The 26,696-nt window shown below is 59.8% G+C and carries 15 protein-coding genes; 7 read left to right on the forward strand and 8 right to left on the reverse strand.

From position 1 onward, the window contains the following. Window positions 1-70: 70 nt before the first annotated feature. The 7 genes from AB731_RS12880 to AB731_RS12910 form a co-directional block, all read right to left on the reverse strand. Window positions 71-1,003: a 1-phosphofructokinase family hexose kinase gene (locus AB731_RS12880; protein WP_047094433.1), complete on the reverse strand. Its 933-nt coding sequence runs from the start codon at window positions 1,001-1,003 to the stop codon at window positions 71-73. Next, window positions 1,000-3,429, reverse strand: a complete 2,430-nt coding sequence (ppsA, locus tag AB731_RS12885; protein ID WP_047094434.1) for a phosphoenolpyruvate synthase — start codon at window positions 3,427-3,429, stop codon at window positions 1,000-1,002. The genes AB731_RS12880 and ppsA overlap by 4 nt, the downstream gene beginning before the upstream one ends. Next, the gene (locus AB731_RS12890) at window positions 3,426-11,780 is read right to left on the reverse strand and encodes a GH36-type glycosyl hydrolase domain-containing protein (RefSeq protein WP_052769067.1); all 8,355 of its coding nucleotides are present in this window, start codon (window positions 11,778-11,780) and stop codon (window positions 3,426-3,428) included. Before AB731_RS12890 ends, ppsA begins: the two co-directional genes overlap by 4 nt. Then, window positions 11,720-12,802 carry a universal stress protein gene (locus AB731_RS12895; protein WP_047094435.1) on the reverse strand — a complete coding sequence of 361 codons (1,083 nt, stop codon included), beginning with the start codon at window positions 12,800-12,802 and terminating at the stop codon, window positions 11,720-11,722. The genes AB731_RS12890 and AB731_RS12895 overlap by 61 nt, the downstream gene beginning before the upstream one ends. Before the next feature lie 595 nt (window positions 12,803-13,397). After that, on the reverse strand, window positions 13,398-16,013 hold the full coding sequence (locus AB731_RS12900; RefSeq protein ID WP_047094436.1) for a cation-translocating P-type ATPase: 2,616 nt from the start codon (window positions 16,011-16,013) through the stop codon (window positions 13,398-13,400). A gap of 6 nt (window positions 16,014-16,019) precedes the next feature. Next, window positions 16,020-16,601, reverse strand: a complete 582-nt coding sequence (locus AB731_RS12905; protein ID WP_052769068.1) for a GNAT family N-acetyltransferase — start codon at window positions 16,599-16,601, stop codon at window positions 16,020-16,022. A 131-nt stretch (window positions 16,602-16,732) separates the two neighbouring features. Then, complete coding sequence (locus tag AB731_RS12910) at window positions 16,733-17,170, reverse strand: DUF2267 domain-containing protein (protein WP_047094437.1); 438 nt, start codon at window positions 17,168-17,170, stop codon at window positions 16,733-16,735. Between the two features lie 173 nt (window positions 17,171-17,343). Here AB731_RS12910 and AB731_RS12915 point away from each other — a divergent pair, with 173 nt between their 5' ends. Continuing rightward, window positions 17,344-17,940: a CC0125/CC1285 family lipoprotein gene (locus AB731_RS12915; RefSeq protein WP_047094561.1), complete on the forward strand. Its 597-nt coding sequence runs from the start codon at window positions 17,344-17,346 to the stop codon at window positions 17,938-17,940. Between the two features lie 36 nt (window positions 17,941-17,976). Continuing rightward, complete coding sequence (locus tag AB731_RS12920) at window positions 17,977-18,963, forward strand: 2-hydroxyacid dehydrogenase (protein WP_047094438.1); 987 nt, start codon at window positions 17,977-17,979, stop codon at window positions 18,961-18,963. Between the two features lie 16 nt (window positions 18,964-18,979). Here the strand turns inward: AB731_RS12920 and lptB are convergent, their stop codons facing one another. Beyond that, window positions 18,980-19,765: an LPS export ABC transporter ATP-binding protein gene (gene lptB, locus AB731_RS12925; protein ID WP_047094439.1), complete on the reverse strand. Its 786-nt coding sequence runs from the start codon at window positions 19,763-19,765 to the stop codon at window positions 18,980-18,982. Between the two features lie 148 nt (window positions 19,766-19,913). Here lptB and AB731_RS12930 point away from each other — a divergent pair, with 148 nt between their 5' ends. From AB731_RS12930 to AB731_RS12950, 5 genes are all read left to right on the forward strand, one after another. Further along, window positions 19,914-21,176, forward strand: coding sequence for a polymer-forming cytoskeletal protein (locus AB731_RS12930; RefSeq protein ID WP_156167467.1), 1,263 nt, complete (start codon window positions 19,914-19,916; stop codon window positions 21,174-21,176). Between the two features lie 97 nt (window positions 21,177-21,273). Further along, complete coding sequence (locus AB731_RS12935; RefSeq protein WP_047094441.1) at window positions 21,274-22,296, forward strand: sodium:calcium antiporter; 1,023 nt, start codon at window positions 21,274-21,276, stop codon at window positions 22,294-22,296. Continuing rightward, entirely contained in the window at window positions 22,293-23,096 is an 804-nt protein-coding gene (locus AB731_RS12940) for an ABC transporter ATP-binding protein (protein WP_231638949.1), read from the forward strand. The genes AB731_RS12935 and AB731_RS12940 overlap by 4 nt, the downstream gene beginning before the upstream one ends. Continuing rightward, window positions 23,093-25,456, forward strand: coding sequence for an ABC transporter permease (locus AB731_RS12945; RefSeq protein ID WP_047094442.1), 2,364 nt, complete (start codon window positions 23,093-23,095; stop codon window positions 25,454-25,456). Before AB731_RS12940 ends, AB731_RS12945 begins: the two co-directional genes overlap by 4 nt. Continuing rightward, window positions 25,456-26,613, forward strand: a complete 1,158-nt coding sequence (locus AB731_RS12950; RefSeq protein ID WP_047094443.1) for an efflux RND transporter periplasmic adaptor subunit — start codon at window positions 25,456-25,458, stop codon at window positions 26,611-26,613. Before AB731_RS12945 ends, AB731_RS12950 begins: the two co-directional genes overlap by 1 nt. Window positions 26,614-26,696: the final 83 nt, after the last annotated feature.

The following is a 26,696-nucleotide window of genomic DNA, read 5'->3' on the forward strand; positions in this document are numbered from 1 at the left end:
CGGCCGGAACGGTGGAGGATTTGCGAGATGGGGTAAGTACGCAAATGTTCGTAATCGCCGGTGCCAGCGCCTACTGCGGTACCGGCATGTGTTCCAGAAGCCGCTCCATGTCGGCAGGCCTGCAAAGATCGGTCCCTGGCGTCAAAACCGCGGCTGCTCCGGCAGCAACACCGTAGCGGAAGGCCTCTGCGGCATCGCTTCCTATGGCAAAGGCGTGGACCATCCCCGCGACGAAACTGTCCCCCGCCCCGACCGTGCTGCGTGCTTCGACTTCCGCCGCACTCAATCGCAAGGTCGCCTCTCGTGTAGCCAGCAGCGCGCCGCCCTCTCCCATCGTTACGGCAAGGTTTTCAACCAGCCCCTGATCAACGATCTCGCGCGCTGCAGCTTCTAGCGTCTTGTCATCGGCAAGCGGCCTTCCGACCATTGCTTCAAATTCCAGCCGTCCCGGTTTGGCGAGAAATACGCCGCCCTGTGCAATGCATGCTTTCAGCGGCGGCCCTGAGGTGTCGAGCACGAAGCGCGCCCCCTTCTCGTGGGCGATGCGGCATACCGAGGCGTAAAAATCGGTTGGCACGCCGGGCGGAAGCGAGCCGCTGGCAACCAGATAATCGCCCTTCATCGTGGCAATGGCGTCAAGGCAGGCCTGCCATTCTGCTTCCTGCAATTCCGGCCCGGTAGATGAAAAGCGGAATTCGTGCCCGCTCGATCGTTCAAGAATGGCAGTACTGAAGCGGGTCGAACCCGCGATGGGAATTCGTGTCTTCACCAATTGGTGCAAGTCGACAAGATTATCGAAAGCAACGCCTCCCGCTCCGCCCGATGGATAGAAACAACGGACATTGTTACCCAGCCTGACCAGAACGCGCGCCACGTTGATGCCGCCACCACCCGGGTCGACACTCGCATCGTCAGCACGAAGCTTGCGCGTGTGCTCCAGCTGTTCGACCGAGTAGGCTACGTCAATCGCAGGGTTCATTGTCAGCGCGGCGATCCCGTTCATAGGCTATGCGTTCCGGTAAGCGATTTGGGAGGTTCAACTACGGCGAGCGCCGCTTCGGCTTCTTTGACATGACGTTTGACATCGACGAAACTGTCGGGCGTTACCGAGATTGAATCGATCCCGCATTCCACCAGAAAGCGCGCGAATTCAGGGTGATCGCTAGGGGCCTGACCGCACAATCCGACTTGGCAGCGGTGCCGGTGTGCCTCGGCGATTACATGCCTGATCATCCACTCTACGGCAGGATCGCGTTCATCGAATTGATCGGCCAGCAGATCGGAATCGCGGTCTATGCCAAGCGTGAGCTGGGTCAGGTCGTTGCTGCCAATCGAAAACCCGTCAAATCGCTGTGCGAAATCTCCTGCCAGCACGACATTGGACGGGATCTCACACATGACGTAGATTTGCAGTCCGTTTCCACCCCGCTCCAGCCCCTCTTCGGCCATGACGCCAAGCACTTTGTCAGCTTCTGCAACTGTGCGGCAGAAGGGGATCATGACCGCAACATTGGTAAAGCCAAGCTGTTCGCGCAAGCGGCTGATGGCGCGGCATTCCAATGCAAAGCCTGCACGGTAAAGGTCGGAATAATAGCGCGACGCGCCGCGAAATCCGAGCATGGGGTTTTCTTCCACCGGCTCAAACGCGCTGCCACCGATCAGGCTGGCATATTCATTGGTCTTGAAATCACTCATCCGCACGATGACGGGTCGTGGATGCGCGACCGCGGCAATTCTCGCCAGGCCGCGCGCTAGGTGATCGATGAAATAGTCAGCCGCCCGGTCATATCCCTTGGTGAGCGCCGCGATTTCAGCTTTCGCCTCGACGTCTTCCAGTGCCGCAGGATCAACCAGCGCCATGGGATGCACCCGAATTTCGTTGGCAATTACGAACTCCATCCGTGTCAGGCCAATTCCGTCGATGGGCAGGCGCCACCATCGCATCGCTGCCGATGGCTCGGCAAGATTGAGCATCACCTTGGTGCGAGTATCCGGAACCTTGCCCAGGTCGAGAATGCGGACTGTGTAGTCCTCCTGGCCGTCATAGATCGCGCCGGTCTCTCCGCCGAGGCAGCTTACCGTGACCATTTGGCCGTCCTCCAGCAAACGTGTCGCATCGGTCGCACCGACAATGGCAGGCAGGCCGAATTCCCGCGCCACGATAGCCGCATGCGAGGTGCGCCCGCCATGATCGGTCACAATGGCCGATGCCCGCTGCATGATCGGCACCCAGTCTGGATCGGTCGTACCGGTCACCAGAATTGCACCATCGACAAACCTGTCGATATCGGCGGCGTTCTCGATATGGCAGACCGTGCCGCTGGCGATGCCATGACCGATAGCCAGGCCGGTCAGGATGGGCGCGGCGCTGGCTGACATTGCATAGTCTTTCAATGTCGCTGTCTTGGCTCTTGATTGCACCGTTTCAGGGCGTGCCTGCACGATGAAGAGATCGCCGGTCAGACCATCCTTTGCCCATTCCATATCCATCGCGCAGCCGTAATGATCTTCAATAGCGACCGCCCATCGCGCAAGCTGGAGCACCTCTGCGTCTTCCAGCACATAGCTGCCGCGCTCCTCAGGGGTGGTTTCGATATTTTTTGTCGGTCCGTCCGCTTTTTCGGCATAGATCATCTTGATCGCCTTTTCACCGCGCTGGCGGGCGATAATGGGCACGAGCGAAGTGTCATCGAGCAATGGCTTGAACACCTGCCAGCTATCGGGATTGACCGCGCCCTGAACGATATTTTCACCCAGTCCCCAGGTGGCATCGATCAGGACTGTTCCGGGAAAACCGGTTTCGGTATCGATCGAGAACATGACGCCCGAGCCCGCAAGATCGGCGCGCACCATCTGTTGGACACCGATGGACAGCGCCACCGCCGCGTGTGCGAAGCCATGCGCCTCGCGGTAACTGATTGCCCGGTCTGTGTAGAGCGAAGCAAAACATTCGCGGCAGGCATTCAGTAGCGCTTCTTCCCCGGCGATATTGAGGAAGGTTGCCTGTTGCCCGGCAAAGCTGGCTTCGGGCAAATCTTCTGCCGTGGCGCTAGAACGTACGGCGACCGGTGGCTCTGCCATTCTAACCCGCCCGGACAAGTTGCGGTAACCCGAACAGATGGCTTGTTCGAGTTCCTCCGGCCATGTTCCTCCCGCGATTGCAGCGCGAATTGCGTGACCAGTTTCTGCAAGGCTCGCATCACCACAGGACAGGGCCTCCAGATGGTCAGCCAGCAGCTGTTCCAATTGGTTGTGCGCCAGATAGAGGCGGAATGCGTCGGCCGTTGTGGCGAAACCCGGAGGTACTGCAACGCCCTTGGGCATTAGCGCACCGATCATTTCCCCAAGCGATGCGTTTTTGCCCCCGACCAGCGCGACGTCAGCTCTGCCCAATTCAGCGAAATCCAGTACCAGGGGTGACCCCATCATGCTTCTCCTGCTTGGGCGAGATCGCGGGTCCGCATCACAACCTTGCGGGTCTTTCCGGGACCGGGAAATTCCACGAAGGCACCATCGCATGGCTCGCCGTCCACGCTCATCGCGAAGGTTCGGTCTTCGCCTACGTGCTCCACCACAATTACGATTGCCGCATCTCCGCGGCGGAAAGTGGCCCGGTAACCTGGCCATGCAGTCGGTAGGGCCGGCGCGATATGCAATCCGCCTCCACGCATCGTAATGCCGAGTATTCCTTCTACGCCCAGCCGCCATGTCCATGCGGCAGCGCCGGTGTACCAGCTCCACCCGCCCATCCCGCGGTGCGGTTCCACACCGCCAATATCGGCGGCGATGGCATAGGGTTCGGTGCGGTAAGTCTCCGCGTCCTCCGGCGTTGCCACACGCTTCACCGGACTGAGCATGTCGAAAATCTCCAGCGCCCCGTCACCGTCTCCTTGCTGGGCGAAGGCAAGGCCGAGCCATGCGGCGGCGTGCGAATATTGCCCGCCGTTCTCGCGAATTCCGGGGGGATAGGCCTTGATGTATCCCGGATCACGCGGGCCCTTGTCGAATGGCGGCCACAACAGCCGCGCCAAGCCCGCTGTGTCGTCGATCAACTCCTCCTTGGCGCAGTGCAGCGCCCGGCTGACGCGTGCGGGATCAGCTCCGGCAAAAGCGGCCCAGCTTTGCGAGATCGAGTCGATCCGGCATTCCTCTTCCGTAGCAGAGCCCAGGGGGTTACCCGCATCGTCGAACGCGCGCCGGTACCAGTCGCCATCCCAGCCGGCATCTTCGGCATTTTGCCGCAACCGGTCCGCCCTGGCCTGCCAGAAATCAGCCTCCGCCTTATGATTACGTTGGCGGTGGATATCCGCCATCATCGCCGCAGTCAGGGAAACGAACCATGCTAGCCAAACGCTTTCACCGCGCCCCTCGCGGCCAACGCGGTCCATTCCGTCGTTCCAGTCACCGGCACCGATCAGCGGCAGTCCGTTACGGCCATAATCGACGCGCTCCAGCGCACGCTCGCAATGTTCAAGAATGGGCGCGCGTTGATCCGTGCGTTCAAATTCGGAATAGCGGTCCTCCTCGTCAGCGCGCAGCTCGGGTGCCGTCAGATAGGGCACCTTTTCTTCCAGGATGGAAAGGTCGCCCGTCGCGCGAACATATGTCGCGACAGCGTAGGGAAGCCAAACAAGGTCGTCGGAACAGCGTGTGCGCACGCCGCGCCCTGCCGGCGGGTGCCACCAGTGCAGCACATCACCTTCTTCGAACTGATGGGCGGCGCATTCGAGAATGTGAGCGCGAACTCTTTGCGGATCAAACGGCAGCAGGGCGAGCATGTCCTGCAATTGATCGCGATAACCGTAGGCACCGCTCGCCTGGTAAAAACCGCTACGTGCCAGAATGCGTGATGAAAGACTTTGATAAATCAGCCAGTTGTTGACCATCAAATCGAAAGCGGCGTCCGGCGTTTCAACTTCTACCCGGCCAAGCAGATCAGACCAGGCCTCTGCCACCTCAACGCCGGTTCCCTGCCACTTCGTGCCCTCGCGCCAAAGCTTTGCCAACGCGGCAGCTTCATCCCGATTGGCCCCTTCACCAAGGATGAACGCTATCTCCTTCATCTCTCCGGCCGCCAGATCGAGATGGATCTGACAGGCGCCGCACGGATCCTCTCCAGTCGCCTGCGTGCCCGCCAACCCCCAGCGCGACAGCGCCTCTGGCTGTGCCAGATCTCCTTCGCGCCCCAAAAATTCACAGCGATCCGTCGTGAAGCCATGTGGCTGAACAGTGGCCGTGAGAAAAGCCGCGCGCCCGGCAAATTCAGCGTTCCAATGACTCTGCGCAAGGATCGCCTGCGCGTCCGCGTCGAAAGTGCAGGTGATATGTCGCCGTGCAGTTCCGAACAGCGAACCCATCAACCATTCGGCATAATAGGTTGCCGTTATGCGCCGCGCTCGGTCGCTCAGATTGCGCACCCGGAGCCGGACGATCTTGACCGGGTTGCCGGGTACGATCCAGACGCTCTGCTCCTGTTCAAGTCCCTGCGCAGTGGTGCGCCATGTGGAGCAGCCCCGGCCATGACGAATCTCGCATGGTGCATCTGTGCGGGCTGCACCCGGTGTTATCGTCCAGACCAATGCGCTTTCCTCATCGCGCAGATAAAGCACTTCGCTAGGGCGATCATTGACGGGATCGTTGGTCCACGTAGTGAGCCGCTGCTCTCCGCTGTTAATGCTCCAGCTGAAGCCGCCGCCTGCTTCTGTAACCAAGGTTCCGAAATTTTCATTGGCCAGCACGTTGATCCACGGCGCGGGAGTGGTCTGGCCGGGACCGAGCCGGATCACATATTCCGACCCATCACAGCTGAATCCGCCAATGCCATTGTCGAACAACAGTTTTTCCGACGTATCGAGGACATTGCCGTCCTGCGATTCCGGCGGCAGCGTCGGGATGATCGGGGGCAGGCGTCCGCCTGTTTGCCGGCCTTGCTCCAGTTGCGCCGCGATAGACCTCCCGTCATCGTCAAGCACCACCGCTGCGACAGTTTCCAGCAGCCGTACATGCTGCGCTCCGACCTGATCGCTGAACAGCAAATGGATGCCGCCATTCCGGCCAAGCATATCATGCGCGCCGATGCTGGCGAGCAAGTCCGCCAGTTCTCCTGTGAACGAAGCGGCGTATGATGATCCGCTTGTTTGCAAAAGCACCAGATCTACCGCAAGGCCGCGGCTGCGCCAGAACTTGTGGGCGCCGCACAATTCCTCAACCAGCCTGTCTTCTACGCCGGTCACCCGGAGCAAGACAATCGGCAGATCGCCCGATAGCGCCATCGGCCACAATTGCCGCTGCCCCCATTCATTCGCCCGCAGCAAATGCTGGCCAGAGCGCAAGCCGGAATGCGGATAGACAAGCGCGGAAGCGAGCGACTGTATAACCGGAAGCAAATCCGGCGTTATGCGCGCCCCGTGGGCGGAATGTGCGGCATCGATGGCAGCATCCCGCATGAGCCAATCCACCGCTCCGAGTGACGCATACCGCGCCGCGATTTCGAGCGCGGAACTGCTCGAAGCTCCGGCAATCGTGATGAAGCACATCTCGCGCCGTTCGCCGGGCGCCAAAACAATCTCGGTCTGCAAGGCCATGATCGGATCAAGCGTGAAGCCGATTGACCCATCAAGCGGTTCGCAAGCGCCACGCGGATCAGAATACGTTCCCCCGCGCCCGAGGAAAGCCCGCCGGTCCGCACTGTAGCTGAGGTTATCAAGCGGGCCATCACCGTCGATGGCATAATGCAGGATCACAGGCGGAGTATCTTCGGGCCGGCGCGGGCGCCGCCGGATCATCAGCCCGCCAAGCCGCTCGATAAACTGGCTACTGACGAAAAGCTTGCTGAACGCAGGGTGCCGTTCATATTCGAGCGGCGGCGCAAGCACGGTTTCAGCATAGCTGGTGACCCGCAATTTGCGCAGTCTGTCGCTTTCATTGACGAAGCTGACCCGGCGAACCTCGATATCGTCACCGCCGCCGATCGCGATTTCAAGCTTGTGATCAATCTGGCGGATCCGGCTGTGGAACTCGGCGCAATGGGGCGAAAAAATTATCTGGCTTTCATCTGCGACCTTGCCTGTCGGTTGACGGGTAATGGACCACGTCGCTTCTGCCTCCTCCTCGTGAATATAAATCCACAAGCCTTCCGCGTCGCGGGTCGAGTCAGGAATAAACCGCGTAAGTGCCTGCCCGTGCCATCCAAGACCACCACCGCCGCTATCGGAAATGCAGCTCGACAGCCTGCCATTGCCCAGCACAAGCGCCTGCGGATAAGCCGAAAGTTGCGGGGTCCATACATGGTATTCTGCCACCGGTGTGGACGGACCGGTATTCTCTAGATTGTCCAGCCGCGGCAATTCGGGTGGCAAGTCATGCGGGATGCGTTCGCTCAGCAGCAATGACACCAGACGCATTTGCGGATCCCGGGAAAAGCGGGCAACCATCACATCATCCGTCAATGCATTGGCAATTGCACAGAGCAGCATGCCTTGGTGGTGCGCCATATATGCGATCACAGGCGTGAATGCCGCGTCTTCGCGTTTGCGCTCAGGCGTGAAATCCAGCGCTTCCCACAGGCCGTAACGCCCCTCCGCACCAAGCGCCGAAATTGCCCGAAGATTGGCGGCGGCCTGTCGCGGCGCAATCGCCAGAGCCAATGCGGACGCGTAAGGCGCGATGACGTGATGGCGTGCAAGACCGCGTCTCAGCCCGAGACCCGGCGTGCCAAATGCCTGATAGCGGTACCGGTGTTCTGGGTCACGTTCGGCATAGGCGGATTCAGAGACCCCCCACGGCGTTCCATTTGCGCGCCCCTGAAGGCGCTGCACCGCAACGGCTATACGCTCGCTTTCTTCCAGCAGGCTGTTCGAGCCGCTGCGAAGAAGCAGTCGCGGCATGAGATATTCGAACATCGATCCATTCCACGACAGAAGCGCCAGCCCGCCAGCCGCCCGTGTGACCGGGCGTTCCAGATGGAACCAGTGTTCCAGCGGCACATCGCCTTTCGCGATCGCAAAGAAGCTGGCCAGCCGCGCTTCCGATGCCAGCAGGTCGTACCGGTGCATGTCGATCTGACCGGTGCTTATGTTGTAACCGAGGAAGAACAACTTCCGCTGCCTGTCGTAAAGCCAGGCGAAGTCCATCGACCATGCGAGCGCTTCAACCTCGGCGGCCAGCGCGTCGAACTCGCCATTTGCGTCCCCGTCCGCTGAAAGATCACGCTGCATATCGGTGATATGGTCGCCAAGCCGCTCTAGCCATCCGACCAGATCGCGTGCGCTTGCAGGGTCGAGACCCCCGTCATGCTCGCAGATCAATTCCGTGATCTCTTCAAGCAAGGGCAGCTCGGATAACATGGTATCGAGCTGCCGGGCCTGTTCTTCCGCTGTGGGCACCTCGGATTTGGTAAGTGCTTCCCACTGCGCCAGTACAACTTCCAGCTCGTGCGCATTTTCAGACCTGCTCGCGCTTGCGCGCATGAGGTCGATCAGATCACGCAAACCTTCCCATCGCTGCGGTTCCAGAGCGGTGTCCGTACCTGCCTCGCGCAGAGTTTCCGCAAAGGCGATCAGCCCGACTGCCAGATTGCCGCTGTCCACCGTCGAAACATAGCGCGGCTCCAGCGGGCGCAGATGGAGCGTTTCGTACCAATTGTAGAAATGCCCGCGATACCGTTCCATGCGGGAAAGTGTTTCCATTACATTCCAGCCGCGGGCCAACAGCTCAATTCGCCCGAGATAACCCAGATCCCATGCCGATGCGCTGGATGTGAGCAACATGCCGATGTTGGTCGGCGAGGTCCGGTGACCGATTTCTTCATGCGGTGGCCCTTGGTAATTGTCAGGCGGCAGCCAATTGTCCACGGGTCCGGCGAACTGTTCGAAGAAATACCAGGTGCGGCGAGCCAGCAGGCGCAGATAGCGGATATCTTCCGGGTTCAGCGGATCGACAGCTGGCTGGCGAGGCTGGCTTGCGCGCAGCATGATTTCCGGCGCCACCAGCCACACGGCGAGCAGTGGCAATCCGGCAGACAAGGCCGCAGGCCTGACGAACAGCAAGACACACGCGATCACCGCTGCCACAAGCACGCTCGGGCCCATTTCCCGCCAGATCGCGCGGCGCGCGGTCTCGCCTGAATGCCGGGCAGCAACTTGGGCCGCGGCAGTCCATTCCAGAAGATGGCGATGGCTGACGAAGCTGCGCCACAGTGTCACTGCAATAGCGTGTAGTGAAAGCAGCGCCTCGTGCAGCAGGCACACCATCGCCAGCAACCACCGGCCCGCCTGGTCTTTCAACCGGGAAACCAGGCCATAGCTGGCACCAATCCGGCGGCCCCGGGCAAGGCCGCTGACAAGATCGGTGGCCAATTGCCCTCCTGGCCCAAACGCGACCAGGAAAGTCCAGAACCATGGACTGCCAGGGAGAACCAGCCACCCGGCCATAGCCATCGCAACCGAACCCGGCGCCACCAGACTGCGGCGCAGATTGTCCAGCATCTTCCATCGATCGATGCCGGCAATCCGTGTTGGCAGTCGCTTTCCATTGGGGCCGGGCACGCGCCGGCCAAGCCAGCCGAGCAATTGCCAATCGCCCCGTATCCAACGGTGCAAACGGCGGGCATATTCGGGATAGGTCGCAGGGAAATTCTCATAAAGCACGATGTCCGTGGCAAGCCCCGCGCGGCCATGCGCGCCTTCCAGCAGATCATGACTGAGGATGCGATTTTCCGGCATCCGGCCATCCACACTTGCGTGAAATGCGCGCAAATCATAGGCGCCCTTGCCGACGAAAATGCCGGCTCCGAAAAGGTCCTGATAAATGTCGGAAACCGCGCGGCTGTAGATGTCGATCGCCGTATCTCCGGTGAATAGGCGGGCGAACAAGGTTCGCATCCCGGCAGCAGGAGAAATTTCCACCCTTGGTTGCAGCAGGGCAAATCCCCTGAGCACACGGCCTGTACGCCGGTCAAAGCGCGCGTGATTTAATGGATGCGCCAGCGTCGCGACCAACCTCGCCACCGATCCCGGAGGCAGGAGCGTGTCGGCATCGACTGTCACTACATAGCGAATGCCGGCCAAGCTGCGCGGATCGCCTTCGTGAAGTGAAAAACTGCTTCGGTCGTCGTCCACAAGCAGCCGGTTGAATTGCTCCAGCTTGCCGCGCTTGCGTTCCCACCCCATCCAGCAGCCTTCGCTTTCGTTCCACAGCCTTGACCGCAAGAGCAGATGGAACGGGCCACTTGGCTGATCTGTTTGCTCGCCTTCCGGTAGCGTGCGTGGGTGTCGCCTATTCTGATCGCGTATCACCTGTACCAGGGCTTCGCGAAGCGTCTCGTCCGAAGGCATTTCCTCGCTTTCGGCATCGGGCAAATCTGCCAGAAGGACTACGCAAAGGCGCGGATCCGCATTTGCAAACCAATGCGTCTCCAACTGTTCGGCAAGGTTCGCAATATCGCTGACCGAGGAGACCATGGCAGGCACGACGACGGCGCTTTTGGCATCGCAAGGCATTCCGTTGTCGAAATCCATCTTCGGCAGAACCGATGGCGGCAATAGCCGGGTTACTCCCCAATGCACGGCGGTGAATGCAAGAACGGAAGCTGGCAAAAGGCTTACAGCCAGCCCGAGCATCCATTGTGCCGGCGCTGCGTCCATCCACCACAGATATGCGGCAGGCAGCAACAGCGAGCCTGTCCCGGCGATTATGATCGCGAAAGCATAAAACCAGCCCGGATATGTGCGGACCAGCCGTTGCAGCCTGACGGGGAGTTCAAGATGTAATCCGAGTTCACGCTCGAAGATGTCGCGGCCGCCATCGATTAGCCAGTACCCTATATGCTGCTCAACCGTGTGACCGGTCTCGGCCGCAGCCCGTTTGACTGCAATTTGCGCGACCGAAACTTCATCCCGCATGGACGCTGATGCCATGCGCTCAACAGCATTGCGGTATGTATCGCGGGTGGCGAAATCCATGGCCGCATATGCACCCGATGGATCTTCGCGCAAGGCGGCCTCCACCAAGCTCACCTCGTCGAAGAAATCGTTCCAATTGATCGCCGCAATAGTCGCCAGATTGGTGATGCAGCGCGCCACGCGCTCGGTTGCTTCAAGCGAAGCAGATTCGCAAGAACGCGGCGAAATCTCGACAGGCTGCGCTAACGCATCTTCGAACAATTCCGCCATCGCCATGATCAGCATCTCGATGCAGGCGATGCGCAGCATGGTCGGCAATGCCCATAACTCGGCAATCGTCAGATAATCATGGCGCTGATATGCTGTGACAAAGTCAGTTGCGATGGCGTGCGTCAATTGCAGGTGGCTCGCTATCAACAGCTCGCGCGCTACCATGGCGACACGTGGTTCGCTGCCAGTTACAGGGCCAGTTATCGGGCCAGTTACCGGGCCAGTTTGTGGGCCCGTATCTGGACCCGTATCTGGGCCAAGTGCAGGCAGCCGGCGATAAAACGCGGCAGGCAAATCCTGCTCGATCTGGCGGATCGCACGGTGCACCTGGTAATCATTATCCAGAAACCATTCGGCAGCCTTGGTTGCATCTGGAGGAGGATCGACACTCGCTCTCCGGGCGCGCTCCAGCCAGCGGCGAACAGCGCCAATCTCGGACCAGACGGGCATCGCTTGCGGTGGTCCTGAAACGATCCTGTGCCGCTCTGCGATTGCAGCCGTAACACTTTCGAAGCCAAGCGGACTTTGTTGGTCCAGCGCGGCGTGCATCAGGGAAAGCGAAAGGCCGACGGTGCCACGCAGCTCACTGGCTCTGGGCCAAAGCGGCATTCGATATTGGGCCGCACGATCAGTACCGGAATGTCGCTATGTCCCGCGACATAGTCGGTTACGCTGCCACAAGGGATATCTTCCAGCCCGGTACAGCCGTGCGATGACATTACCACCATGTCCGCCCTCTGGTCGCGAATGATCCGGCACAGTTCCGTTCGCGCGTCCGCCGGCCCTACGGTCATCACGCGGACCGGAACGCCATCCTCAACGCTGCGGCGGCGCAGCGTTTCCATTTTTGCACGGGCTCCTTCCTCGCAGCTGGCCTCGAATTCAGCGACGAGGCCAGGATGACTGGATCGCCGGGGCTGCAATATCTCTTGGACCTTCGGCACGACATGGACGAGGATCAGGGTTGCACGATGAGTCCGTGCGATCCGGCGAGCGAGCGGCATGATGCTTTCCGCGCGGGCCGAGCCATCAATCGGCACCAGGATGCGCCGGTATCTGGCATCCCCAAGCGATTTGGGCGGAACCAGCAGCAGCGAGGAATTGCCATCGTTCATCAATGCCTGCGCAGTCGCGCCCAGCCCTGGCCCGTTGTGGCTGTCGCGGCGGTGCATCGCGATCACGGACGTATCATGCGCTTTCGCCCAATCTGCCAGCTCCTCCCCAGGATTGCCGGCAAGCAATACACTGTCGATTGCCTGATCGGTGCCCGACCGGGGTGCAGGCAATGCGCCACCTTCCGCAGGCTCTCTGGATTGTCCGGAGACCAGCTTGCGCAGGTTCTCCCGTTCGGCACATTGCCGGGAATGCCATGTAATCGGGTCCGCCGGGGACGAGAAATGGCGCCGCAATTCAATAACGCGGGCAAAGGTGACTTTCAGGCCGAGGCTACATGCCACTGCAAGGGCGTGCGGCGCGAGTGAATGGACTCCGTCAAGATCATCGATGCACGCGAGCAGGCGCGGCTCGTTCGTTGACTGGCCACGGCGATAATTTTCATCCGAAGCCGAAAGGGTGAAACGGCTCTGTTCGCTCTTGGCTTCGGAGAATACTCTGGCGTTGCCAAAGACCATGGCTCTGTCCTCGACTGAGCAGTGAAGGGAAGTCTTCACCTCTTTGGCAAATATGCTCGCGCACCCAGATCGAGCCTATAGGTGACTCTCCGTATCAGGCCGTATCAGGCCGTATCAGGCCGTATCAGGCCGTATCAGGCCGTATCAGGCCGTATCAGGCAGTATCATGCGGTATCGGGGAGTATCGTGAACCTAGGATCGGCGCGGCTCCTGCCAGGCAGTCAACTTGGCGCGCTCTTCTTTCAGTAATTGCCGCAAAGTGCGACGCTTCGCCGGATCTTTTTCGGATGCCAGCCTGCTCGCGAAGTTTGCTATGTTCCGGTTGGCCATAAATACTGCATCTTCCGCTGACATAACCTTCAATCGCCTTTTCAGCTCCTTCCACCACAGTGTTTTACAACTCTCAGGCCATGATTGTAAAACTTCCGGGAATTTTGTCTTGCTTTCAGGCTATTGCGTCGCGAATGGAGGCAAATAACCGGGCGAAACGCGGCTCGCGGCGAGCCGATCAATATCCAGCCGGACGATCTCCGCGACTCGATTCGGCTTGGGAAAAGCCGCTCTGGTCAGATGGTTGCGTCGCAGATCATGCGGATCAGCAGCGCGGTCGATAAACGATGCGTTTGGTGGTCTCTGTCACGACAAGCACCAGCACTCCGCCGGCAAGGCATTGCAGCAAGACGGATGATGCAATGGGGGACAGTCCGAGGATTGTCTGCAACGGCCCCCAGTTCATTCCCAGCAATTGCAACGTTATCGCAAGCGCCATTCCGCCGAACATCCAGAGGTTTTCCGGTGGATGCCAGCGCCAGAATGGCCGGTGCAGGTGGCGGATACTGATAAGATAGGCGAAGTGGAAGAAGACCACTGTAAGCACCACGGCGTTGCGCGCGGCGTCAATCGTTTCTCCGGCCCCGAGCATGGTGGAAAGGACCCACACGGAAATGCCGGTCATCGCCAGTGCCCCCGGCAACATGAGAATGATTGCCTCCCGGTCAATCAGCCTGGCAAGCGTTGCGCGCACAGGCTGCTCCAGCTCGTCGCCCTCCCCCTTGCCGAATCCCAGCGTTACATCTTGCACGCCATTGGTAACGACATTGAGCCAAAGGAGCTGCACTGCCGTAAGCGGCATTGGCAGGCCAAATGCCAGTGCGCCAAGGAACATACAGATTTCCGCAAGACCCGTGGCCAGCATGAACAATACGATCTTGCGAATGTTTACGAAAGTGATGCGCCCTTCCTCAACCCCGGCGACGATAGTGGCGAAATTATCATCGGCCAAAACCAGGTCCGCTGCACTGCGGGCCACGTCGGTGCCGCTGCGCCCCATCGCGACGCCGATATCGGCTGCCCGCAATGCCGGCCCGTCATTTACTCCGTCGCCTGTCACCGCGACGATCTGACCCGACTTTTCAAGCGCAAGGACGATTGCCAGCTTCTGATCGGGTTCGGTCCGCGCGAACACCTTGGCGCCGATCACAAGATCGACAAACAGCGCCGAGGACGGATCGTGCTGTTTCAGCTGTGCGCCCGTGACCACATCTTGCAAATCAATGTGCATGCCCAGCTGATTGGCAATTGCCAGCGCAGTTCGCGGATGGTCGCCGGTTATCATCCTCACATCAATGCCCGCCGCCTGGCAGGTCCGGATCGCATCGATTACTCCGTGGCGCAACGGATCCGCCAATCCGACAAATCCCACTATGCCCAGCCCTGACATACTCTGGCGCAGCGGCCCTTCCAGCCGTTGCACGGTTTTTTGCGCGAAGGCGATCACCCGGTATCCATCGGCCGCCAGACGTTCGGCAATTTCGCGGTGCTCGGGCCCGGCGTCTTCGCACATTGCAAGAATCGTTTCCGGCGCCCCCTTGACGACAATCCTGACGCCATCGGGCAAGCCGAGCGCTACTGCGGCATGCCGAAGTGCGGGTTCGTAATGAAGATGGTCCAGCCGCGACTCCCCCAGCAATGTTGCGGGATCGCAGCCCGCCTCGCGGGCCAGATCAAGCAGTGCAATATCGACAGCATCGCCAACCGGGCTGCCCGTATCGGTCAATTGTGCCTCGTTGCACCATCCCGCTACCTTCCCGATCTTTGCCAGGCCCGGTAACTCACCATCGGCAAGCCAGTCCGCCCGCCTGATAAGCGTGCCATCGGGCAAGGCCAGACATTCTACCGAGAGACGATTAAGGGTCAGCGTTCCGGTCTTGTCGCTGGCGATTACGGTGCAAGCCCCCAGCCCTTCAACTGCAGGCAGGGACCTTACGATCACATTGCGCCTTGCCATACGGTTGGCAGCAGCAGACAGCGCGACCGTTACGGCAATCGGCAATCCTTCAGGAATGGCCGAAACTGCAAGCGCGATCGCCAGCAAAACGATCTCGCGAAAATCCTCACCCTGCAGGAACAGCAGGATCGAAAGGACCGCAATCAGCGCCATTGTAGCTATCGCAATCTGTCGCCCCAGCACCTCCATACGCCGCACCATCGGCGTTTCGACTGCACTCTCACCTGCTGCTTGTAGCGTCCTGTCGATATGGCCAAGGACAGTGTTGCTTCCGGTCGCCACGACAACACCGCTGCCCCGCCCGCGGACAATAGCAGTTCCCGCATGGGCCATTGTCAAACGTTCGGCTGGCGGAGCTTCCGCGGCCACCTTTGCCTCTGCAGATTTCATCACCGGCATGGACTCCCCGGTCACCAGGGATTCGTCTATCTGCAGACCCTGCGCTGTGATCAGCCGGATGTCAGCGGTAACTTTCACCCCGCTCTCCAACTCCACAATATCGCCCGGCACGATTTGCGCCGAAGGCATATCGAAAATCCTGCCTGTGCGCCGCAACCGTGCCGTTTGCGGCACCAGCATACGCAGCGCCTGCGCGCTGGCATCGGCTTTCAATTCCTGAATGCCGCCGATCAGCGCATTAAGACCAAGCACACCGAAAATGAACCACGCGTCCCACCGGTCACCGATCGCCAGCGACAGCAGGCCGGCGAACAGCAGCAGGTAGATCAGCGGGTTGGCAAATTGGCGCAGGAAGATACCCAGTGGACGCGTGCGGCTTGGCTCAGGCAGAATATTCGGGCCATATTGCCCAAGCCGCCGCTCCGCCTCAACCTCGCTCAGACCCGTTAATGATGAGTTGAGCGCGGCCAGCGCATCGCGCGCATCCAGCGTGTGCCAGATGCGCGGTGATAGCGCTTCATCCATACCAGTTCAGAAGGTTTTCTCGACGAGTTTCAGCGCCGGGTCATCCGGGCTTGGCCGAACCTTGAAGCCCATCTCCTGCTCGAGCTGCAAAGCATCGGAATGGGCCGCGCTTTGTAATGAATAAATCCGTTTCACGCCCATCGCTTCGGCATAGCGGGCAGCATGGTCGAGCAGCGCCCAGCTGATGCCTTTGCCTTTCGCATCGTCACGCGTGCACATCGCGAACTCCGCTGTCTCGAAGTCATTTTCCGCCACCAATATGGCGGTGGCCAGTATCTCTTCTGTTTTGCTATCAAGCGCCAGAAAGTCGATGCTCAAATCATCATCATCGCGGACCATCGCGTCGATCCGCTGCTTGTCGACTTTCTTCATACCGGTCAGGAAACGATAATACAGGTCTTGCGGGCTGACACGTTCGAAGAAAGCCTCCAGCAAGGCCCGGTCTTCCCGCCGTGCTGGCGTGATAGTGATTGGCACACCGACAGTTGTCGAGGTGCACACCTCCCAGTCAGCCAGCGCTTCGCTGTTGGAAAAGCGCCGCGGCTTGATTGCTTCAACCTCGGTCGATCGGGTGCGAAAAACTGACATCTGCTTCTCCTGAGGTCACGTGTGATTGTGCATTCTGACCTGTCCGGTTCGCCGGAAAATGGCCTCTGGCAGTTCCCTGTATGACGCCAGCGTGGCGGCCCCGCATTCAGTCTGCGCGTCCTTGTCCGCGATCAGGCCATGGTGCGCGGCCAGAGCGATCTGATATCGGGCGGCAGGCAGCCCTTCACATTATCGATTTCCCCTTCGCTCACATGGCTTGCGATCACCTCCAGCGCGCCTTCGACAAGCGTTATGGGGTCAATGTTCAGACCTTCGGGAAAGGCGCCGTCGATCTTGTCGGCAAAATCCTCTGCGGTTTTCTCGTTCGTGGGAGTTGCGCGCGGGGTCCACCCTTCGAAATACACGCCTCGGATAAGGGTCGGCAGTTGCGCCGAAAGGTCGACCGCTTCGGCCACCGGCAGCCGGTCGCGCAAGGCATGCAACGTGCTTCGCAACAGCCGAAAGGCGCGGGCCTTGTCGTCCCAGTCGAGCGCTCTCATCAGGTCATCAAGCCAGATGTTCGCATCCTGCACTGCCTTATCGAATTGCCGTAGCCCTAGCGCGCTCATTAGACTTCTCCAGCTGCGTGTCTGTGTCCACGGCCGACACCTTGTCGGCTACGTTTTGACGCCTTGTTGAAGCGCAATTCGCAATGCCCGTCGTTACGTATGCTTACGGATGTCACAGCAATGCCTGCGCGCCGAGAATCGCGGCACAAAAATTCGAAAAAGGAGCTGCCGCGATGACTTTCATGAACCCGCTTCATACCTGTCGGGGCTTGATACTTGCTGCCTTTGCGGTGCTTGCAGCGTGTGCGACGCCCACGCCATACCAGCCGGATTTGCCAGGTCAGCGGGTATCTGGCGGATTCTCGGAAGAACGACTGGCGGACAATCGTTACCGCGTCACTTTCACCGGAAATTGCTTCACATCGCGAGAGCGGGTCGAAGGCTATCTGCTTTACCGCTCCGCCGAACTTACGCTGCAAAAACAGTATGACTGGTTTGTTATCGCTGATCGCCTGGTTGAACGCGATGCGCGAACGTTCGAGGAGTACAACTACTCTCCATATTGGGGGTCGGCTTATGGATACTGGCGGCCCTATTGGGATTATTACGATCCGCGCATCGGCTGGCGCCGTTGGCATCCAGGGCTGCGCGAGCCCTTCTGGGCCGACCGGGTGACTTTACGGACAGTAGAACAGTTCACGGCCCATGCCGAGATTGTGATGCACCGCGGCGCTGTTCCAGGCAACGAAGAGCGCGCCTTTGTCGCACGTCAGGTAATTGCGGATCTGGAATCGACGATAGAACGCCCCGCCGAACGCGGCACCTGTTGAGATGCCCTAGGCTACAAGGGCTGGAGGGCGGTTCAGATGAAAGTCGTAATCTTCAGCGCCGAGGCGCACGATCGTGCCTTCTTGCCCAGAGCAAATGCTGACGATGCCCATGAGTTGACCTTCCTTGATGCACGGCTCGATAATTCGACCGCTGTGCTTGCATCAGGATATGATGCTGTTTGCGCCTTCGTTTGCGATGAACTCAGTGAAGAAGTGCTTGTCCAACTGCACCGGCAAGGCATTCGACTGGTCGCCTTGCGGTGCGCCGGATTCAACAATGTCGACCTGCAGACCGCCAGCCGGCTGGGCATTACTGTGGCGCGGGTTCCCGCGTATTCTCCGCACGCCGTAGCTGAACATACGTTTGCATTGCTGTTGATGCTGACGCGCAAGCTGCACCGCGCGCACAACCGTGTTCGAGAAGGGAATTTCGAGCTGGAGGGTTTGCTTGGCTTCAATCTGCATGAAAAGGTACTCGGGATTGTCGGAACGGGTGCGATCGGCAACGTCGTGGCGCGCATTGGAACAGGCTTCGGCTGCAAGGTCATCGCGTGCGATCCAGCGCCCAATGATGAGTGCCGCGCGATGGGCGTGCGCTATGTCGATTGGTCCACGCTTTGCCGCGAGGTCGATATCCTGACATTGCATTGTCCACTAACAGCGGACACGAAGCATCTTTTGTCAGCGCGTGAAATTGCGGCGATGAAACAGGCGGTCACGATCATCAACACCAGCCGGGGCGCAGTGCTCGACACACGGGCGGTGATAGATGGTCTGAAATCCGGCAAGATCGGCGCACTCGGTCTCGACGTTTACGAAGAGGAAGACGGACTGTTCTTCCACGACTTATCGGAGCAGGTGATCCAGGATGACATGTTTGCCCGGCTGATAACTTTCCCCAATGTCGTCATCACGGGACATCAGGGCTTTTTCACGCAGGAAGCGCTTGCTGCCATTGCCGAAACGACCATCGCCAATTTGAGCTCATTCGCGGACACCGGGCACGCAGTCCACGCGCTTTGAGCTTCGCCTCGCAAGCCTAATCGTCCAGAGCACCCAGATAGCGGCTGATCACGACAGGATCATCGAGCATCTCCTCCGGCGTTCCGCAAAACACCGTTGTTCCCTCGTCGATCAGATATGCGCGGTCGATGACATCCAGCATCTCGGGCACGTTCTGATCGGTGATAAGGACACCAATCCCGCGACGCCGGAAATCTCCGATCAGGCTCTTGATGCTCGCGATTGTCAGCGGGTCGATACCGGCAAAAGGCTCATCCAGCAGGACAAACAGCGGATCAAGCGCCATCGCCCGTGCCACTTCACACCGCCGCCGCTCACCGCCGGACAGCGAAGTCGCCTTCGCTTTTCGCAAATGCGCAATCCGCAGGTCGTCAAGCAGGTCTTCCAACCGCTCCAGGCGGCTATTCCTATCGGGCTCGACGATTTCGAGCATAGCGAGAATGTTATCTTCTACCGATAGTCCGCGAAAGATCGAAGGCTGCTCCGGCAGATACCCGAGGCCAAGCGCAGCGCGGCGATAAAAGGGCAGGCCGGATATGTCTGTGCCGGCAAGGACGATGCGCCCTGCATCGCAGGACAGCAGGCCAAGAATGCAATAGAAAGTTACGCTCTTGCCGGCGCCGTCACGCCCGAACAGGCCCACAACCTCCTGGCTGGACACGCTTAGCGACACGCCAGAGAGGACATCGCGCGGGCCGAAAGCCTTGCGGATATCGACGACCTCAAGAAGGACCGGATCGGGCAAGGCTGCGCTTGAAGCGCGCGCCTGCGGTATCGCCGGATTGTCTGAATGCCGTTTCATGTCGGGAAATTCGCGTCGGCTAGAACTGGAATGGATGGTCCGGCTTTCCTACCAGCGCGAGAATGATCCTGACCTCAGGATATCTACGGATGTCGCGGCCAACCCGAACACGCCAGCTTGTCGGCAACATACGTTGGGGAGGTGCGACATGAGTATGCGACAATTGAGCCCCGGGGTCCGCGCTGCTCTAGCGGCAATCGCTTTGCTGGGTGCCGCAACAATCGGGGCGCAAACGTCAGGCCAACCGACAGATCAGCAGACAGATCAACCGACTGGCGAAATAACAGATAGCGGCGACGCAATCGAGAATACGCAAATTGCCACCAACACCTCCCCAGAGACTGCGGAAGAAACCGACATGGTATTCGTTTCCGGCGAAGACCTGTCTGTTTCGACCAGGACAAGCGACGATCTTTTCGCTGCGGGCGGAACGATCGAGATTGTCGGTGCAAGCGCCGACCACTTGTTCATCGCAGGCGGGGAAATCGCTGTGCGCGATGCGACCTTGCAGGACCTGATCCTTGCCGGCGGCGAAGTGCGCTTGAGCCGCGCTGTTGTGGCAGACGATCTGATCGCCTTCGGCAGCGATCTCTTCATTGAGCGCGGCTTCGATATTGGCGACACTGCAGTGCTGGCCGGCGGTAATGTGCGCATGGAAGCACCTGTCGGCGGTGATCTGCGCATCGGTGCAGGCGAGATCTATGTGAATTCACCAATTGCCGGAACGGCGCGGCTGTCGGGCGATACAATCGTCCTTGGCCCACAGGCACGGATTGGTGGCGATTTGCTGTATCGTACCGAAAATCTTGTGATCGAACCCGGCGCTGTTGTCACAGGCCGCAAGGAACAGCTGCCCGCGCCCGATTATTCGCAACCGGAAGATGCGGGGCGGGAAATGGGGCGGTTACTGCTGTTTGCAGGTCTATCGATCTTGCTTAGCTATGCTGTCATAACAATTGGGCTGGTTCTGGCAGCGCCCGGACTGATGCGTTCCGCATCGCGGGAAATGCAAAACCGCCCGTGGCGAAGTTTTGGCATCGGCGCTCTATTCGCATTCGTCGTCCCGATATTTGCGCTGGTGCTTTTCATGAGTGTGTTTGGAATACCGCTCGGCATCCTCATCACTGTGATCGCAATCGCGCTGACTCCGATCGCCTTCGCTGTTGCTGGCTATTGTACGGGGATGATCGCGCGTAGACTGGCGACCAGGCAAACCGAGCCGCCGGCTACGCGCTCTGCCCGCATCCTTTGGCCGCTCCTTGGCATTGTCGCTCTATTCCTGCTGACCCTGATCCCGTTCCTTGGCATATTCATCTGGTTTATAGCCATGCTGTTCGGGCTGGGCGCTTTGCTTCAACGCGCTGGCGGAGCATTGTCCGCACCTGAAACAAGAACGATGGCATCGGCCTGATTTCGCATGATGGCTGCAAGCGCCCGAACTGCAAAGCGGCCGGGCTGCTATTCAATGCCGATGACATGAACTGCGGTCATATGATACCAAGCCCGAAATGAGCAGCGTTGGGCAAAGCTCGGTCCTGTTCATGCTGGCCGCAGCCGCAGTCTGGTGGGCCGGGACGCGGCTGCCTGCCTATGTGGTCGCGCTCAGCGAGCGAACGGGCATCGGGCATGGTTTGGCTGGTATGCTGGTGCTGGGCGGGATAACCTCCCTGCCCGAACTGGCCACCGGTACAAGCGCCGCCGTCATTGGCGTCCCGCTCCTGTCCCTTAATGATATCCTGGGCAGCGCCAGCCTCAACCTGCTGTTGTTGGCGCTGGCTGACATGGTGATCGGCGACCGTCCGCTCACATCCGTCATCGCGAAACCGGTCACACTGATGCAGGGTGTGCTCGGCATGATCCTGTTCGCCCTGACGGCGGCGGCCATCGGCACTGGCGGCGGCGATTGGGGCGGACCGGTAGGTGCATGGTCGATGGCGATTTTTGTCGCTGTGATAATCGCCCTTGTCCTGTCCGACCGGGCTGAACGCAGGCCCATGTGGCAGGTGATCCACCCTTTGGAACCTGATCTGTCAGAGGTTTCGGGAGCCATGCCGATGCCGGTATCCAAGCTGGCAACAGGGCTTGCAGTGCTGACCGTGATTGTATTGGCAGGCGGCATCACGCTGGCCAATACAGGCGATGCAATCATTCGCGAAACAGGGTTGGGAGTTGGTGTTGCCGGATTCCTGATGGTGGCAATTGCCACATCGCTGCCCGAAGCCAGCGCCATTGTGGGCGCAATGCGGCATCGCAGATATGAGCTGGCCGTGGGCGAGATCTTTGGTTCAAACATGTTCAATCTGGCAATCATTTTCGTTGTCGATCTCGCAGCATCAGGGCCGCCCGTGCTGAAACTGGCAGGCGATTTCGAAATTGCAGCGGCGATGCTGGCACTGGTGTTGACCGGCATCTTCGTGCTCGGGCTGATCGAACGGCGCGACCGCGTTGTGCTGCGCATGGGACAGGATTCGATTACCGCAATCGGCGTATATATTGCCGGTGTTGCACTGCTGCTTTCGATATCGGGGTGATCTTCAATCAGGATATTTGCGTAGGGCCGGTTGCCTGCGCACGTGGTTATGACAGCACAATGCAGGCGGCGACCCAAACCAGTCAACCAGACGGAGACGAGCGAGCCTTCTCCGGCCGCGAACTGTTCAAGACCTACATTACCGGGGAAACGCAGGTGCACGCATTGCGCGGAGTGGATTTCGATATCCGCAAAGGAGAAGTGCTGGTCCTGCTAGGCCCATCGGGCAGTGGCAAATCGACTTTCCTGAACATAGTCGGCGGGCTGGATAGATCGACATCCGGCACGCTGTATTATGCTGCGGAAAACCTCACAGCGAAAAGCGACCGCGACCTGACACGGTTTCGACGCCAGCGGATCGGGTTTATTTTCCAGTTCTACAATCTCATTCCCAGCTTGACCGCGGAGGAGAATGTCCGCCTTGTTACCGATATCGCGTCCAACCCCATGGACCCCGCCGAAGCGCTGCACCATGTCGGGCTGGCAGAACGCCGCCATCATTTCCCTGCGCAACTTTCCGGAGGCGAGCAGCAACGTGTCGCTGTGGCGCGGGCGATCGCCAAACGCCCTGGCGTGCTGTTGTGTGACGAGCCGACCGGCGCGCTCGATTCCAGCACCGGCATTCGCGTGCTGGAAGCCCTTGAAGCTGCCAATCGCGAACTTGATACAACGCTGCTGATCATCACTCACAACGCCGGGATCGCGGCGATGGCCGACCGCGTGTTTCACTTTCTCGACGGGCAGATCGCCCGGATCGAGACCAATGCCGAACGCATCGCTCCAGCGGAGATGACCTGGTGAAGGCGCTCGATCTGAAACTGGTGCGCGATCTGTGGCGAATGCGCGGACAGGCGTTGGCGATCGCCGTGGTGTTGGCCGCAGCATCAGCCACTTTCATTTTGTCCATGGGCGTGCACAATTCGCTGAAAATCACGCGCGACGCCTATTATGCGCAGAACCATTTCGCCGATGTATTTGCCCATATGGTCCGCGCGCCCCGCAGCACACTGGATCGTGTGCGGCAGATCGACGGGGTACAGCAGGCTCAGGGCTCGATCCAGCAATATGCAATCCTCGACTATCCGGAAAGAACCGAGGCTGTGCGGGCCTTGCTGCAATCAGTGGACGAACACGGGCGCGATCAGCTTAATCTTGTGTATCTGAAAGAAGGGCGCATGCCCGCTGCCGGTCAGCCGGGCGAAGTGGTGGTCGATGAAGCATTTGCAATGGCGAATGAAACCGGCCCGGGCTACGAGGTGGATGCGATCATCTACGGGAACCGGCAACGGCTGCAGATCGTCGGCATCGGCCTTGCTCCCAATTACGTGAATGCTCTTGCCCCTGGCGACATCATCCCGGACGATACGCGTTTCGGGGTCTTCTGGATGGGCGAAGAAGCGCTGGAAGCGGCAACCGACCGAACCGAGGCGATCAACACGATTTCGGTAAGCCTGCAACATGGCGCGTCTGAAGAAGATGTGATCCGCGCCATCAACGCAATATTGGAACCCTATGGAGGGACCGGTGCCTATGGCCGCAGTGACCACCCCAGCCATGCGTTTCTTGAAAGCGAACTGGATCAGCTGGAGGCGATGGTGCAGATCATCCCACCGGTCTTCCTCGTGGTGTCGACCTTTCTTGTCTATATCGTGCTTGGCCGGATGATCCGGACACAGCGCTCTTTGATCGGACTGCTGAAAGCGTTCGGTTATTCAGACGCGGCCATTGCCTGGCATTATCTGAAGTTCGCGCTTGCCATTGCGCTAATCGCCATGGCTCTCGGTTCGCTGGCGGGTATCTGGATGGGGCGGTCCATGACCGAACTGTACGGGAGGTATTACCATTTCCCGTTCCTGCGTTTCAGCTTCGCGCCCGTTGTTTTCATTGGCGCCGGAGCGCTTGCCATGCTCTCCGCTGCTTTGGGTGCGATCACCGGCGTCTGGGCGGCGGCGCGTCTTACCCCGGCCGTCGCAATGTCCCCGCCGCCACCCCCCGTATACCGTGCGGGCGCAGTCGAACGGATCGGAGAGCGCGCGGGTTTTACCGCAATCGGACATATGATCGTACGTCATATCGCCCGCTGGCCGGGCCGTTCTGCAATCACTGTGGGCGGCGTGGCACTGGCAGTCGGCTTATTGTTTGCCACACTGCAATTCATTGATTCCAGTCATTTCATGCTCGACACTTACTTCCAGCGAGCCCAGCGACACAATCTATCCGTAACCTTCACAGAACCGCGAAATGAGGATGCGCTTTACCAGTTGGCGCAAATCCCGGGCGTGTTGCGCGTGGAGCCTCAGCAAGCTTTGGCTGTCGAAATGAGCAATGGCAATCGGCACGAAAGAACCGCGCTTGAAGGAACCGCGCCGGACGCGCAGCTGACCGCCAGGATCGATCAAAAGGGCGCGCTGATCGATATGCCGCCAGCCGGGCTGATGCTCAGCCGTCAGCTGGCCACGCAACTGGATGTCCATCCCGGGGACAGCGTGCATATCAAGATGCTTGGCGGCCGCCATGCCGAAACTGTGTTGCCGGTTGGCGCATTGGTGGACGAGTTCATCGGGGCCCGCGCCTATGCGGCACCCGCAACGCTTGGTTCACTAGCCCGCGACGGCGCCCCGGTTAGCTCTGCCCTGCTTCTGGTAGATCCGGCTGCGCGCGACAATATCCTGAAGGAGCTGAAATCCATGCCGCTGGTGCTCAGTATTAGCGACCGCGATTTCGAGATGGCACGGTTCCGGTCAATGATAGACGGCAATATCAACACGATGATCATCTTCTACATTGGGTTCGCTTCAGCCATTGCCGTTGGCGTCGTCTACAACAGTGCACGCATCCTGTTTTCCGAACGCGCCCATGAATTGGCAACCTTGCGCGTGCTGGGTTACCACAGCCGCGAAGTCGCAATTGTCCTGATCGGCGAAATTGCCTTGCTGGTGACATTCGCCGTTCCGACAGGTTTGCTTGTTGGCCACTGGTTGGCGAAGCTGATGTTGCTGATGTTCAGTTCCGATCTGTTTCGCCTGCCGTTCGCCCCCACCAATGCGGCATACGCCAATGCCGCATTGGTCGTGCTGGCGGCCGCTGCAGTGACAGGGCTTGTGGTCGCGCGCCGCGTAATGGGCCTGGATATGGTCCGCGTCCTGAAGGCGCGCGACTGATGTGGGGCCGGATCAAACGCTGGCGCTGGCTGTTGCTGATCGCGGGATTGCTGGCCGCCGGGTTGCTATATGCGCTATGGCCGGAAGCGATCCCTGTAGATACGGCCCGCGTCACCAGCGGCGAGATGAGCGTGGGCATCACCGATGACGGTGTTACGCGCGCCAAGGATGTCTACGTCGTCTCCGCGCCGGTAACCGGTTATCTTGAGCGCATTGAGCTCGAACCGGGAGATCGGGTCGAGAGCGGTGCATTGCTGGCGCGCATGACGGCGCGACCATCCAGCCCGCTTGACCAGCGCAGCCGGGACGAACTTCGCGGTGCTCTTGCGTCGGCAGCAGCGGCAGAAGCTGGCGCTGCTGCGGCTTTGGGCCAGTCCCGGCGCGACCTTGCACGGTCCGAAGAACTGGCAAGCCGCGGCTTCCTGCCGCGGGCCCAGTTGGAAGCTGCGCGAACGCGGGTAGCAACGGATAACTCTGCAAGAGAGCAGGCACGGGCCGAAATGGCCCGGCTGCGCGCCATGCTGGCTGATCCAAGTGGTTCTGCAAGCGGCACCAGCGTAACCGTGCGCGCACCGGCGAGCGGCGAGATCCTCTCGCTCATCAATGAGAGCGAAGCCGTCATCGCCGAAGGCACGCCGCTGATTACCATCGGCGATCCTGCGGCCATCGAACTCGTCGTAGACCTCCGCTCACGCGAAGCGGTGCAAGTCGAAGAAGGTGATCGCGTTACGATCAGCCAATGGGGCGGAACCGGCGATCTTGCTGGCTATGTCGCGCGTATCGAACCGTTTGGTCGTCTTAACATCTCAGCGCTCGGGATTGAGGAACAGCGGGTCAATGTCATCGTGGAACTTGACCCTTCCTCCCGCGCGCAAGCTGCAAGGCTCGGCCATGGTTTCCAGATCGACGCGACGATTGAATTATGGCGCGGCGAAGAGGCCCTGCGGCTGCCGATAGGGGCGCTGTTCCGCGGCCCTAGTGGCGAATGGCAGGTCTTTATCATTGAAAGCAGCCGGGCCCGAATCAGGACCATCGAACTCGGCCACTTGAATGACGAGCACGCCGAGGTGCTTAGCGGACTGGAGCAAAACGCGGTTGTGATCGTAAACCCCAGCGGCGAAGTGACAGATGGTGTGCGCGTCAAGGTGCGCGAATAGGTCCCTCGCTGAAGTACGCCACTCGCCTCTGGGGCCGCGGAACAGTCTTTTGCGGGCCGCAAGGTACTTTACAGCGATGCCGT

The organism is Aurantiacibacter marinus (assembly GCF_001021555.1).
GTDB classification, from domain to species: Bacteria; Pseudomonadota; Alphaproteobacteria; order Sphingomonadales; family Sphingomonadaceae; genus Alteraurantiacibacter; species Alteraurantiacibacter marinus.

What these genes read in the sequence shown, in the direction of transcription:
- AB731_RS12880 (WP_047094433.1), bottom strand. Translation starts at nt 1,003, where the DNA reads ATGAACGGGATCGCCGCGCTGACAATGAACCCTGCGATTGACGTAGCC.
- ppsA (WP_047094434.1), bottom strand. Translation starts at nt 3,429, where the DNA reads ATGATGGGGTCACCCCTGGTACTGGATTTCGCTGAATTGGGCAGAGCT.
- AB731_RS12890 (WP_052769067.1), bottom strand. Translation starts at nt 11,780, where the DNA reads ATGCCGCTTTGGCCCAGAGCCAGTGAGCTGCGTGGCACCGTCGGCCTT.
- AB731_RS12895 (WP_047094435.1), bottom strand. Translation starts at nt 12,802, where the DNA reads ATGGTCTTTGGCAACGCCAGAGTATTCTCCGAAGCCAAGAGCGAACAG.
- AB731_RS12900 (WP_047094436.1), bottom strand. Translation starts at nt 16,013, where the DNA reads ATGGATGAAGCGCTATCACCGCGCATCTGGCACACGCTGGATGCGCGC.
- AB731_RS12905 (WP_052769068.1), bottom strand. Translation starts at nt 16,601, where the DNA reads ATGTCAGTTTTTCGCACCCGATCGACCGAGGTTGAAGCAATCAAGCCG.
- AB731_RS12910 (WP_047094437.1), bottom strand. Translation starts at nt 17,170, where the DNA reads ATGAGCGCGCTAGGGCTACGGCAATTCGATAAGGCAGTGCAGGATGCG.
- AB731_RS12915 (WP_047094561.1), top strand. Translation starts at nt 17,344, where the DNA reads ATGACTTTCATGAACCCGCTTCATACCTGTCGGGGCTTGATACTTGCT.
- AB731_RS12920 (WP_047094438.1), top strand. Translation starts at nt 17,977, where the DNA reads ATGAAAGTCGTAATCTTCAGCGCCGAGGCGCACGATCGTGCCTTCTTG.
- lptB (WP_047094439.1), bottom strand. Translation starts at nt 19,765, where the DNA reads ATGAAACGGCATTCAGACAATCCGGCGATACCGCAGGCGCGCGCTTCA.
- AB731_RS12930 (WP_156167467.1), top strand. Translation starts at nt 19,914, where the DNA reads ATGAGTATGCGACAATTGAGCCCCGGGGTCCGCGCTGCTCTAGCGGCA.
- AB731_RS12935 (WP_047094441.1), top strand. Translation starts at nt 21,274, where the DNA reads ATGAGCAGCGTTGGGCAAAGCTCGGTCCTGTTCATGCTGGCCGCAGCC.
- AB731_RS12950 (WP_047094443.1), top strand. Translation starts at nt 25,456, where the DNA reads ATGTGGGGCCGGATCAAACGCTGGCGCTGGCTGTTGCTGATCGCGGGA.